The 12,340-nt window shown below is 54.5% G+C and carries 9 protein-coding genes; 7 read left to right on the top strand and 2 right to left on the bottom strand.

The genetic code is table 11. The features are described 5' to 3' along the window. Window positions 1–3 precede the first annotated feature (3 nt). The 7 genes from LXM94_RS17915 to LXM94_RS17945 all read left to right on the top strand — a co-directional run bounded on the left by LXM94_RS17915 (window position 4) and on the right by LXM94_RS17945 (window position 10,650). Window positions 4–2,034, top strand: a complete 2,031-nt coding sequence (locus LXM94_RS17915; protein ID WP_235772836.1) for a type I restriction-modification system subunit M — start codon at window positions 4–6, stop codon at window positions 2,032–2,034. Continuing rightward, the gene (locus tag LXM94_RS17920) at window positions 2,031–3,947 is read left to right on the top strand and encodes a restriction endonuclease subunit S (protein ID WP_235772837.1); all 1,917 of its coding nucleotides are present in this window, start codon (window positions 2,031–2,033) and stop codon (window positions 3,945–3,947) included. Before LXM94_RS17915 ends, LXM94_RS17920 begins: the two co-directional genes overlap by 4 nt. Further along, the gene (locus tag LXM94_RS17925) at window positions 3,944–4,561 is read left to right on the top strand and encodes a hypothetical protein (RefSeq protein WP_235772838.1); all 618 of its coding nucleotides are present in this window, start codon (window positions 3,944–3,946) and stop codon (window positions 4,559–4,561) included. Before LXM94_RS17920 ends, LXM94_RS17925 begins: the two co-directional genes overlap by 4 nt. Further along, a complete protein-coding gene (locus tag LXM94_RS17930; protein ID WP_235772839.1) occupies window positions 4,558–7,560 on the top strand; it encodes a type I restriction endonuclease subunit R in 3,003 nt (1,000 codons plus the stop codon). The genes LXM94_RS17925 and LXM94_RS17930 overlap by 4 nt, the downstream gene beginning before the upstream one ends. Before the next feature lie 161 nt (window positions 7,561–7,721). After that, window positions 7,722–9,044 (top strand): type II toxin-antitoxin system HipA family toxin, encoded by a 1,323-nt coding sequence (locus LXM94_RS17935; protein ID WP_235772840.1) that lies wholly within the window; start codon window positions 7,722–7,724, stop codon window positions 9,042–9,044. Window positions 9,045–9,064: 20 nt separating this feature from the next. Further along, a complete protein-coding gene (locus tag LXM94_RS17940; RefSeq protein ID WP_235772841.1) occupies window positions 9,065–9,349 on the top strand; it encodes a helix-turn-helix transcriptional regulator in 285 nt (94 codons plus the stop codon). Between the two features lie 104 nt (window positions 9,350–9,453). Then, on the top strand, window positions 9,454–10,650 hold the full coding sequence (locus LXM94_RS17945) for a methylamine utilization protein MauJ (protein ID WP_235772842.1): 1,197 nt from the start codon (window positions 9,454–9,456) through the stop codon (window positions 10,648–10,650). A 111-nt stretch (window positions 10,651–10,761) separates the two neighbouring features. Here LXM94_RS17945 and LXM94_RS17950 read toward each other — a convergent pair whose 3' ends face one another. Both LXM94_RS17950 and LXM94_RS17955 read right to left on the bottom strand, forming a co-directional pair. Continuing rightward, window positions 10,762–10,992, bottom strand: coding sequence for a type II toxin-antitoxin system Y4mF family antitoxin (locus LXM94_RS17950; RefSeq protein WP_235772843.1), 231 nt, complete (start codon window positions 10,990–10,992; stop codon window positions 10,762–10,764). 182 nt (window positions 10,993–11,174) lie between these two features. Further along, window positions 11,175–12,248 (bottom strand): type IV secretory system conjugative DNA transfer family protein, encoded by a 1,074-nt coding sequence (locus LXM94_RS17955; RefSeq protein WP_235772844.1) that lies wholly within the window; start codon window positions 12,246–12,248, stop codon window positions 11,175–11,177. Window positions 12,249–12,340 lie beyond the last annotated feature (92 nt).

The raw sequence follows: 12,340 nt of genomic DNA on the forward strand, positions 1-12,340 counted from the left end.
GGAATGGACGACAAGACCATACAGCAAGCGAAAACCCTCGCAAATTTCGTCTGGCAGATCGCCGATATTTTGCGAGGCGACTTTAAGCAATCTGAATACGGCAAGGTGATCCTGCCCTTCGTGGTGCTGCGCCGCCTTGACTGCATCCTAGAGCCGAGCAAAGGCGCCGTTCTGAGGGCGCAACTGTCGTTGCCTCAGGGCATCGACGAACAAACCCGTGATATGATGCTGTTCGGGGCAATCGGCGGTGGCATTCGGGTTTACAATACCAGCAAGCTTACGTTTGCGTCGATCAAAGCGCAGAATCCGGCCCAACTGCACGACAATCTGATCGCATACATCACGAGCTTTTCGACGTCAGTGAAGGATGTCTTCCTCGACAAGTTCCTATTCACCGACCAGTTGAAGCGGCTGAGCGAAGCCGCGATCCTCTGGAAGGTGTTCGAGCAGTTTGCCGCGCTCGACCTGAAGCCCCAGTCGGTTTCTACGCTGGCCATGGGCTACTTGTTCGAAGATCTGATCCGTCGCTTCTCGGAAATCTCCAATGAGACGGCTGGCGAACATTTCACGCCGCGTGAGGTCATCCGCCTAATTGTAGACCTTCTATTGGTCAACGATGCACAGGCGCTCACTGGTAAGGGCATCATCCGCCAGGTCTACGACCCGGCATGTGGTACAGGAGGAATGCTGGCGCTCACCGAAGAGGGCATGAAGGATTTGAATCCGGATGTCCGCGTCGAACTCTTCGGGCAGGAGCTGAATGGAGAGTCCTTTGGCATCTGCAAGTCGGACATGCTGGTCACCGGTCACGACCCAGAGAACATCGCATTCGGCAACACGCTGACGCACGATGCGCACAAGGGCCGCAAGTTCCATTACATGCTGTCCAATCCACCGTATGGCGTCGACTGGAAGAAGTATCAGGAGCCTATCAAGGCTGAAGCCGAGACGAAAGGTACGGACGGGCGCTTTGGCGCAGGTTTGCCGCGTATCTCGGACGGGCAGTTGCTCTTCCTTCAGCACATGATTTCCAAGATGCGAGACGACGAAGCCGGTTCGCGCATAGGCATCGTCATGAACGGCTCACCGCTCTTCACCGGCGGCGCGGGATCAGGCGAAAGCGAAATTCGCCGATGGATGCTTGAAAAGGATTGGGTCGAGGCCATTGTCGCACTTCCGACCGATCTCTTCTACAATACCGGCATCCAAACCTATGTATGGCTTCTGACGAACCGAAAGCGTAAGGAGCGGCGTGGAAAAGCCCAGCTCATCGACGCATCGGGCGAACGGTTTTGGAAGCCGATGCGCAAAAATCTCGGCTCAAAGCGCCGTGAGATCCGCGACGAAGCCCGCGAGACCATCGCGCGTATTTTCCACGAGATGGCGAATGGCGGCGGGCCATGGGCGGAAGTCTCGAAAATCTTTGACACGACGGACTTCGGTTATCGCGAGATCAAGGTCGAACGGCCGTTGAGGCTTAATTTTCAAGCCTGTGTCGAGCGCATCGAGCGGTTGAAACTGGCCAAACCTTTCATGAAGCTGGATCCTGCGGACCAGGAAGACGTGTTGAACGTCGTCACGAACCGCCTGTCTGATGCGCTGTTCAAGGATCGACCCTCGTTCGAGGTTGCTCTCGCCAAAGCGTTGAAGGGTGCCGGCGTCAAGATTGGCGCGCCCATCAAGAAGGCGATACTTGCGGCACTTTCCGAGCGAGATGAAACCGCTGCCATCTGCCTTGACGGTGATGGCAACCCAGAGCCAGACCCAGAACTTCGGGATTACGAACTCGTACCGTTTAAAGAGGATTGGCGGGCGTATGTCGCGCGCGAAGTGACGCCCTTTGTGCCGGATGCCTGGGTGGACGAGGCCTACCGGGACGACGCTGACCGAGGCGTGGGCCGTGTCGGGTACGAGATCAACTTCAATCGCTACTTTTATCGCTATACTCCTCCGCGCCCGCTCACCGAGATCGACGCGGAATTGAAGGCGCTGGAAGCTGACATCGCGGGCCTCCTATCGGAGGTCGCAGGATGACCGCCTTGGATGTTAACACACGATGGCCGCTCAAACCTCTTCGTCGGTTGGCGGCAATAAAATCCAGCAACGTTGACAAAGTCATGGAAGAAGGCGAGCAGACCGTTCGCCTCTGCAACTATGTGGACGTCTACTACAACGACCGCATCACCGACGAGATCGAGTTTAATGCAGGCTCCGCGAAGCCGCAGGAGATTGCAAAATTCACGCTTCGCGCCGGGGATGTGATCATCACGAAGGACAGCGAGACGCCGGACGACATCGCTGTTCCAGCTCTTGTAGAGCAAAGCGCCGAAGGCGTCGTTTGCGGATACCATTTGGCGATCTTGCGCTCAAAGCCTTCAGAGGTCTTCGGACCCTATCTCTTCTGGGCGCTGAAGGCGAAACCAGCACGCGAGGCGTTCGCCAATGCTGCGCAGGGAGTCACGCGCTATGGGCTGACGCTGAACGGCATCGGTTCAATTGATATTTCCCTTCCCGATCTCGACACCCAGAGGTCTATCGTCGCCTTTCTCGACCGCGAAACTGCCCGCATCGACGAACTAATCGCCAAAAAACAACGACAGGTGGTGCTTCTAGATCAACGCGCCCGGCAAGCTGTCATCGAGATAGTGATGGGTCATGATGGTCGGGCTGGTTCAAGCGTTGAAACCGGCCTCGAATATATGCCTCGCATTCCCGCACACTGGATGATGAGGCGCGCGGGCCACCTCTTCCGGCAGGTTGGCGAGCCAAACACTGACGATCTTCCAGTCCTGTCCGTCTCGATCCATACCGGCATATCAGATCGACAACTCGGCGACGAGGAGCGCGACCGCAAGGTGAATCTGATCGAAGATCGGTCAAGCTATAAGCGTGTGCGGCCTGGCTATCTTGCATACAACATGATGCGCGCATGGCAAGGAGCCGTGGGGGTTTCGACTGTCGATGGTGCTGTAAGCCCGGCGTATGTGGTGGCAAAGCCAATTAGCGATCTTTACAGCCCTTATTATCAGTTCCTGTTGCGCACCCCGCCTTTCATTGAACAGATGCGGCAGGGCTCGAAAGGCATCACCGACTTCCGTCTGCGGCTATATTGGGAACAATTCAAACTAATCATGCTTCCCGTGCCACCCCTGGACGAACAGAAGCGTATAGCTCAAAAAGCCGAACACGAAATCAGCTACGCTGCCCAAGTTGCGGCGAAGGTCAGTTTGTCTGTGGAACGCCTCAAAGAACGTCGCGCCGCCTTGATCACTGCCGCGGTCACTGGCGAACTGGACATCCGTCAGACCGCCGTTGTCACCACGACGAAAGCCGACCGCCTGAAATTTCGTGTGGTCGTCGGAGCGGAGATCATCCACCGACATCAGGATAATCCGAAGTTTGGGCGGGTGAAGCTGCAAAAAGAGCTTTACCTTGCCGAGGCCCATGTCGGCATCAGCGAGCTACAGGGCAACTATCTGCGGGAGGCTGCAGGCCCGCTCGACCGCGCCCTGATCGATGAGACGGAAAAGGCTTTGGAGACCCAGGGGTTTTATCGCGCTCGCCAGCAGGACGGAATCGGCGGGGCGGTTCGCTACACTCCCTTGCCGAAGGCCGGCCAGCATGTCGTCGATCTGACTTCCTCTCTCGGCCCACGCATGGAAGCACTGCGCAACCTAATCAGCCTTTTGAGTGATCTCGATCGCCGTCAAGTCGAAGCCGTCGCCACGCTCTACGCAGTTTGGAACGATGCGCTGATGGACGGCGAGCAGCCGGACGACGCCGCGATCATCAGCGGCGTGTTGACGGAATGGCATGCGGAGAAAGGGGAAAAATTCAGCGAAGGCGATCTTCGTGTTCGGCTTGCATGGATGAAACGTCAAGGGCTCGTGCCGCGCGGCCAAGGCCCGAGAACCGCCCACACGATGACGCGGGATATGTTTTCATGAGAGCCGCATCGGAAACCCCCACCAAGGAAGCCATGACTCGCCCGCTATTCGAGCCGCTGTCGGAAAAGCACGAGCGGCCCGACGAATGGTCCGGTCCTCTTGGTTTCGTAATCGGAGGCTTCGCCAGGCCGTCGATGCTGGCGGAGCGCGACGGAGCGCTCGCGGAACAGTATTTCGAGGCTGCAAACGCCTTGATCGAATCCATTCTGGACAAGCGTGTTGCCGATTATCAGGTCGCAAACGCAGCGCTCTTTCTATACCGCCATTGTTTCGAGCTTTTGCTGAAGGCAGGCCTTCCGCCCGCTGTCCGGGTGAAGAAAGACATCCATCATCTGGGCAACCTGGCAAAGAGTTACGCACACCACAAGCAGCAGGCGGGCGAAGATGTGCCTGCTTGGATCATCAAGCGGTGCGAAGAACTGGCCTCTATTGATCCCGGTTCCGAGGCGTTCCGATATGGTGATTATGGGATGCCCAAATCGACGGATGGATCGACAATCGAGGATGAAATCCACGTCGATCTTCTGCATCTGAAGGCGGCAATGGCCGCACTCAACGCCGCTTTGGTAGAGCGGAATTGGCTCATTCGCATGGCAAAGGGGGAACGGCCATGAACTACGAACAGCCACCAACTCCGCACCCTTATGCCAAGGGCTTTTCGGAAGATAACGTCCACCGCGAAGAGGTGCTGGAAGTTCATCTCTGTAAAGCGCTGGTTGATCAGCAGGGCTATCGCGCACGGGCACCGGAGGATTACGACCGATCGTCGGCTCTCGATAAAGCAGTTGTGTTGGATTTCATCAAGGCGACGCAGGGCGAGGAATGGATCAAGCTCGAAGCTCATTATGGCGCGTCATCAGAGGTTGAATTCTTCAAACAGGTGGAACAAGGACTTAAGCAGCGCGGTACGCTGGACGTACTTCGAAATGGCGTGAAACTGGTTCCAAATCTCAAGTTTTTCCTTTGTGCCTTCAAGCCAGCGTCTAGCCTCAATCCAACACTTGTGCGCCTGTTTGAGGCGAATATTCTCAGCGTCATCCGGCAACTGCGTTACAGCACCAAGAATGAAAACGCGATTGATGTAGCGCTCTTCATCAACGGGCTGCCCGTTGCTACATTTGAGTTGAAGAATACGCTGACGGGTTCGACCTTTCGTCATGCCGAGCTTCAGTATCGCAAGGACCGCGCACCCGCGAACGAACCACTTTTGACTTTCAAGCGCGGTGCATTGGTCCACTTTGCCATGGATCAGGACAACCTATCCATGACCACGCGGCTTCAGAACGGCAAGACCCGCTTCCTACCCTTCAACCGCGGCCATGATGGTGGTGCGGGCAATCCCGATATCGAAGGCGAGTTCCGTGTCGCCTACCTGTGGGCCGATCAACCCGAAGAGCGTGCTGTTTTATCGCGTGACATTTTGCTCGACATCGTCGGTCGGTTTGTCCACCTCGACACGACGGATGGCAAGGAAGCGCTCATCTTTCCGCGTTTTCACCAGATTGACGCGGTGTTGAAAATGATCGGGCATGCCCGCGTTCATGGCGGTGGATGTAACTACTTGGTTCAGCATTCGGCAGGTTCGGGAAAGTCGAATACCATCGCCTGGACGGCCCATCGGCTCGTGACTTTGCACGATGAATCGGACAGGCCCGTGTTCGATACCGCAATTGTGGTCACGGATCGCGTTGTCCTGGATCGGCAGCTTCAGGGCACGATCGCTCAATTTGAGCAAACGCCCGGCGTTGTCCGCAAGATTGACGGCACGTCTCGGCAACTGAAAGCCGCCATCGAAGGCCAAGCGAAGATCATCATCACCACAATTCAAAAATTCTCGACGGAACATCTGCGGGTGATTTCCGGACAAGGCACCCGTCGCTTTGCTGTTCTGATTGATGAGGCCCACGGGTCGCAGTCGGGGAAGAGCGCGCAAGCGTTGAGCGATGCGCTTAGCCGTGACGACGAAGCCACGACATCGGACGAGATTGAGGAACTTATCGCTGAATATCAGCGCCAGCGTGGGCCGCAGCAAAACATCAGCTATTTTGCTTTTACTGCCACTCCTCGCAATGTCACGCTTGAGCGGTTCGGGACGATGGGCGCGAATGGCCTTCCACATCCCTTCCATATCTATTCGATGCGGCAGGCCATCGAAGAGGGATTTATCCTCGACGTGCTGCAAAACTATATGACCTACAAGGCCTACTACGCCTTGGAGAAAACCATCGATGACGATCCAGAACTGGATACTCGCCGCGCGCAACGCAAGGTCGCTCGGTTTGCCTCGCTTCACCCCACGGCACTGAACCAAAAGATCGAAGTCATCATCGAGCACTTCAGGCGTCACGTTAGGTCGGAGCTGGATGGCCAGGCGAAGGCAATGATCGTGACGTCGAGCCGCGAAAGCGCCCTTCGGTACTTCTTCGCCCTGAAGGCATATATCGATGACAAAGGTTATCGGGATTTGAAAGCGCTGGTCGCCTTCTCCGGCGAATTGAATATCGACGGTCAGACCTACACCGAGGCGGAGTTGAACACGTTCAGCGAGACAGAGCTACCGCGCCGTTTCGACACTTCCGAATATCAAGTTTTGATTGTCGCGGAGAAATATCAAACCGGCTTTGATCAACCAAAGCTCTGCGGGATGTATATCGACAAGAAGTTGGCGGGACTTAAAGCAGTCCAGACACTATCTCGCCTAAACAGAACATTCCCCGGTAAGCAACGGACGTTCATTCTCGATTTTCAGAATGCCATGGAAGACATAAAGGAAGCATTCCGCCCGTTCTACGAAGTTTCTAGCCTAGAAGCCGTTTCCGACAAGAATCAAATTTACCAGTTGGAAACGCGTATCCGCACATTCGGCTATATCGATAGCGCCGAAGTCGAACGTTTTTCTCTCACATTCTTTAAGGGAACGCTTTCCACTCATGACCGTGTGAGCCTAGAAGCGCTCGTTCGCAACGCCGTGGGCCGGTTTGAGGCGGAAGAAGACGAGGGGCGCCAAGAGGAATTCCGCCAACTTCTCAGAAGCTATAAGCGCTTCTACAGTTTTGTCGCCCAGATCATACGGCTTGGCGATACCAGCCTCGAAAAGCTTTATGCTTACACCGACTGGTTGGACAGGATGTTGCCGAACCGCGAGCAGCCTCCGGAAGTTGAAATCACGGATGACATGTTGCGACTTCGAGCCTTCCGCGTCCAGGAGAAGGAAGCTGGTTCTGCCTCCTTACAGGCCGGCGAGGCAAAGCCGCTCACAGCAATCAGCGAGTTCGGAGCGAAGCCCTACACGGAAGACGAAGCGAAAGCACTTTCGGAAATTGTCAGTTCATTTAACGAGCGCCATGGGACTCAATTCACCGAGGAGGACTTCATCCGCCTTGAGCAAGTGAAGCGAAAGGCGCTTGATGAGGAGATGACGGCGGTTCTTCGAAATAACCCACCCGATGTTTCCAGACCCACATTCGTTCGTCGCCTTCTAGAGGAGACGATCAAGCAATTTCAGCGCGACAATAGCCTTCAGAATATCATCATGACGAATGCGGAAGATCGCGATCGCGTATTCAGTCATCTATTCAGCCGCGCATTGCGCGAAGTTAGAGAAGAGGTTTGAGCGACTGGGTCGCTTCGGGAGTCGTCCCAGGCGATTGCCGGCGGAAACACCTAGACGGACAGGTGGTAGACACCGCATTAAGGACGTGAATTAAATGAACCACTATATGGGGTTTATTTTTCGAATTTACTGCATTAATGTTCCATTAGAGGGATCAATTAATGCGCCTAACGCTCCAAACCCATTTTAACGGTGAATGGCACCACGCCGCGACGCTGGAACTCAAGGACGACGCGGCCGGCTTCCAGGGCGCGTCCATCGTCGATTACGATCTCGATTATTTCGTTACTGTGGCGTCGGCGGAATTCGCAGCCGGAAAAACGGTCTGCGACCATCGCGCCTTGTCAGTCCGTTATCCTGTTGACCTCGAAAATAGATATAGTGGCAGCTGGCCGCCGTTTCTCTTGGATCTTATGCCACAGGGACATGCAAGGCGAAAGCTTGCCGACCACCTAGGGCTCGCTGAAGGCTCGCGCGCTTCTGATCTCCCGCTGCTTCTGCGATCAGCGACGGGCGGCATAGGCAATATCCGCATCAAAGAAGCGGCTGAGGCCGAAACGGAACGACTGTATGGGGTGCAGCGCCAAGGCGTGACAGAAGAGGAAATCCTCGATCGGTCGGATCGCTTCATGGAAGTGGCTGATCGCTTTGGAATGCTTGCCTCTGGCTCAAGCGGACTGCAAGGCGAATGGCCCAAGGTCTCCATGACCCAGGCGAACGACAGTCTTTATTATCCTGATAGCTTCGTGACCGATGACGAGGCCGTGCGCCACGTCATCGTCAAGCTGGTACGCAGCAACGAGCCCGTAGACCGTCTGATTCTCGAAGGCGAAGCCATCTATTCGCGGATTGCTCAAGAGATCGGTCTGAATGTCAGCGAACCTTCGACCTATGCCGAAGGCGTCCTGATCATTCCCCGTTTCGACCGGAAGAAGAGAGAAGGCGGCGGAACCGTCCGGCTGGGCCAGGAAAGCCTCGTGTCGGCGATCGGCGTTGCAGATTTCGGCCATGTCGGCACACACGAGGCGTATATCGACGTTCTGCGCCAATATTCGGCCGATCCCTTCTCAGACATCGTCGAATATGTGAAGCGCGATATTGCCAATCTGGCGCTCGGAAATCCTGACAATCACGGCCGGAACTCGGCTCTAAGCAAGCATCAAGATGGCACGATCCGTCTTGCTCCATTATTCGACTTCGCGCCTATGCGGCTTGCCAAAGAAGGAATCGTTCGCTCGACACGGTGGGCCATGATGCGTGACGGAGGTCTCGATCACCTCCCTGACTGGAAGAGGATTTGTACAGGGGTGATGACCGTTCCCGATGAGCAGAAAGGTATCGCAGCGGCACTTTACTCTTTCGCTGAGCAACTGCGACAGGCGCCGAACCTTGCGAAAGACGGGGGCGCTTCTCCCGAAATTCAGCAGCGAGCGATGACGCGCTGCCTTGAAATAACGAATAGCGTTCTTGAGGCCTGCTCATGACGCGGAAGGTGAACTGATATATGGCCCGCTGGAAGAAGCCAACGAAAGAACAAGTTCTTGAAAACCGCCGGACATTGGCCGAGCGTGCTCGCAATGGCGATTTGCCGTTACCCGAAGCAGTCGGGGATATCCGTAAAGGCTTCGGCATGACCCAAGAGGAATTTGCCAGGTCGTTAAGCCTCACCAGGCGCCAAGTAGCCGAGATTGAAGCTGGGACCGCAAATCCGACACTGGAGACGTTGGAGAAGATTGGCCGACTGTTTGGGTTTGGAGTTGGGTTTATCCCAAGATCACGACCAGCATAGATAGCAATATCTTCTGTTCTGAAAAGCTTAATTGACGTATCTGCAGATGATAATCCAAATAAAAATTGTATTAATTCAATTCAGTTTTGACCTGGAGGGGTGTGATGGTTAGTGTCGAGGACGCGCAACGTGTTGTTCGCGGTTTAAAGCGAAACTTGTCAGATTTTGACGAGCAACATTTCTCAATTGAACGCGGATCCGATAAATATCTGATATTGAAAGATGATATTGCTAGTTACCTAGAGAGCAAACCAAACCTTCGTTCCGATCTTGAAACGCAAATTTGGATGCCTGGACACTATGAACACGTCGTTCAGTTCGAGGGATCGCGCCCACGTCGACCGTTCTTAAGGGAGGACGACCAACTTCAGCTTGAATCCCGTGATGGTGTCACGGTGTCTGTAAAGAGACCATCCAGCCTTTTCTACTTGAGCCTGCTAGATACCGACGAACTGAACAAAGAACTGCGCCGGCTTATGTATGGCCCGCCGCCTGGCCGCTCTTCATCTCGCGCGATTTCGGAGCTTTTCAGGATGTATACCATCCGTGTCAACGCACCGGCTGAGTCTGCCATTGGAAAGAGTGCCAAAAAATCGCACGAGATTGCAGAATCATGCATATTTCATTTCGCTTATGGAAATGGTACGCCAATATCTTTCACTAGATCATGGGCTCGTACATATTATTGGATCGGGCGAAAGAACAGCGAATCTGTTCAATTTCCCTTAAAGACCTATAATTCTGAGTTGGTTGGATATTACAACCTTGCGCTTTCCAGCGACAGCATGGTTCTCGGCTTCCTGGCTCTGTACAAGATTTTGGAATATTTTTTCAGCAGTGCTTCTGAAGAAGACCTTCACGCTAAAATAAAAGAAAAAATCACGGCGCCTGATTTTTCGCATACAAAGCCGAAAAAACTTCGTGAACTTGTGAAAGCTATTCATGGCTTCGAGAGAACAACAAATGAAGTTTCTTCATTGAAGATTGTTCTGTCAAAATATTTCGACAAACAGGATTTAAAGGATTGGATAGATCAGTACGAATTAGAAAATGGTCCTTATTTTACTGAAGAAAACATGATTTTTAGTGGAAAATATAGGCTGGACACAAGCAGAAATACCATTATACCAAATATATCTGGTCGAATTTACGAAATACGAAACGCTATAGTTCATAATAAAGAATCTGAGGTTTCGCGGTATATACCGTATTCCGGTCAAGAAGATATGCTTCAGAAGGAAGTGCAACTTCTTCTTTATCTGGCTGAGCAAATAATCATGAAGACAGGGAAGGACATTTAGCGGAATCTACGGTCACATTTTCCGACTGCGTGTTGACTGAGCGTCGAGTCTTCGCAAGAGTCCCTTCGAGACCGCCATCAAGCCAAGGCTGACCCGCTTAACGCCTCTACCTCATCGCTTCCGCTCGCCGGGGAGCAGAATATCTACGGAGCAGCCCAGCGTCTGCAGAACGTGGAGCACTTTTCCGATCTGTGCTGTCGGCTTACCTGCTTCGAGATCTACTATGAAACGGACGCCAACGCCGGAGACGCCAGCAAGCTCGTCCTGTCGCAGGTTTTGCTCCTTGCGCGCGCTTCGGACCAGCGCGCCAATATCGATTGAAGTTTTGACTTGCTTCGCCATCATGATCTTCCCGCTCGGGACATTACAAAAGGTATTCGCCTCTTGTCGAGCACAAATTTCCCGATCGGGAAATTCATTCGAACGATTACTGGCAAACCGACCTTCGGCTGATTGGGAGTGTACTGCCCGCTCATCGGGAACGATGGCAATACCTGCCCTTTCAAGAAGCCTTGGCATACGCTTCAAACCATCGGATTTCGATCCAGCTTCCCCCGATATGCCGGATGCCGATGCGATACGATCGCGTCAACAAGCGCTGGCGGTTTCGACCCCGCCAGCAGCAGCATCTTGCCTGTCTTCATTTCTAGGATCTGATCGGCCGTCATGAGCTTCTGACGCTGTTCGGCGGTGGAGGTCTTGCGGCTCTCCCCGAATTTTGCCGACGATTGTTTGGTACGGGTCAATACTGTCTGGTCGCCAAGAGCGTTCGCGGCCCAATTGGCGGTTTCGAACTCGGCACGGCCGAGACCGAAAATGCGGGTGGTGACGCACGAGCCGAGAATGCTGGCGGTGTCGCCCTTGCCGTAGACGCTTTCTATCTGGCCCTTGTCCTGGGTAATGAACAGCGCCTCGATGCCGCAGCCGGCGGCGACGTTGGCGATGTTGATCAGCTTTTCCATTCTGCCGAGACGAACAAACTCGTCCAGCACCAGGAGCACGTTCCTTTTCGGCCTTTTGGCACCCTCCAGGCGCACTGCCATACCGAGAATGATGTTTGTGAGCAGCCGGAGAAAGACGGCCTGGGCGTCCACCTGGTCGAGCGGCACGACCATGAAGAGGTCGGCGCGGCCCTCGAACAGGTTTTCGAGCGAGCATGTGGAGGCGCTGAGGAAACTGCGCAGTTCGTCGGAACGGGCCCAATCGAAGGCCTTCTTGATCGTCGTCTTGATCGCGCCGCGTTCGTTCTCGCCGGCTGCAAGGAAGGTGGCAGCGGCGGCCGCCGGGCGGGTGCCGAATGTCTCTGGCGCTCCGGCCCATTCCGTCAGTGTCTTTTCAAAGCCGGCGGAAAACAACAGGTCCATGACGGTGATCAGGTTGCGATCGGCTTCCACGCGCTTGGTCATGACGACCTCGATCACAGCGGCAATCATGGATTTCGCCATTTCGGCAAAGTGCGAGCCGTTTCCGCCTTCCGGTCGAACAAGTCCCTCGGCAATGACCTCGATGTCGCGAACCAGGTGCGCCGGCCGGATGTAGTCGACTGGGTTGAAACTATCCTTCGACGGCTCGATGACGCCGAAGGGATTGAGAACCACGACCTGACGGCCAAGTGAACCGCGCCGGGTTTGCCGGAGACCCCAACTCGTGAGAAGTAGGGTCTATGACAAGCAAGACGACGAACAAATTT

Origin of the sequence: Rhizobium alarense, from assembly GCF_021555155.1 — a bacterium.
Taxonomy (GTDB): domain Bacteria; phylum Pseudomonadota; class Alphaproteobacteria; order Rhizobiales; family Rhizobiaceae; genus Rhizobium_D; species Rhizobium_D alarense.

What these genes read in the sequence shown, in the direction of transcription:
- LXM94_RS17915 (WP_235772836.1), top strand. Translation starts at nt 4, where the DNA reads ATGGACGACAAGACCATACAGCAAGCGAAAACCCTCGCAAATTTCGTC.
- LXM94_RS17920 (WP_235772837.1), top strand. Translation starts at nt 2,031, where the DNA reads ATGACCGCCTTGGATGTTAACACACGATGGCCGCTCAAACCTCTTCGT.
- LXM94_RS17925 (WP_235772838.1), top strand. Translation starts at nt 3,944, where the DNA reads ATGAGAGCCGCATCGGAAACCCCCACCAAGGAAGCCATGACTCGCCCG.
- LXM94_RS17930 (WP_235772839.1), top strand. Translation starts at nt 4,558, where the DNA reads ATGAACTACGAACAGCCACCAACTCCGCACCCTTATGCCAAGGGCTTT.
- LXM94_RS17935 (WP_235772840.1), top strand. Translation starts at nt 7,722, where the DNA reads ATGCGCCTAACGCTCCAAACCCATTTTAACGGTGAATGGCACCACGCC.
- LXM94_RS17940 (WP_235772841.1), top strand. Translation starts at nt 9,065, where the DNA reads ATGGCCCGCTGGAAGAAGCCAACGAAAGAACAAGTTCTTGAAAACCGC.
- LXM94_RS17945 (WP_235772842.1), top strand. Translation starts at nt 9,454, where the DNA reads ATGGTTAGTGTCGAGGACGCGCAACGTGTTGTTCGCGGTTTAAAGCGA.
- LXM94_RS17950 (WP_235772843.1), bottom strand. Translation starts at nt 10,992, where the DNA reads ATGGCGAAGCAAGTCAAAACTTCAATCGATATTGGCGCGCTGGTCCGA.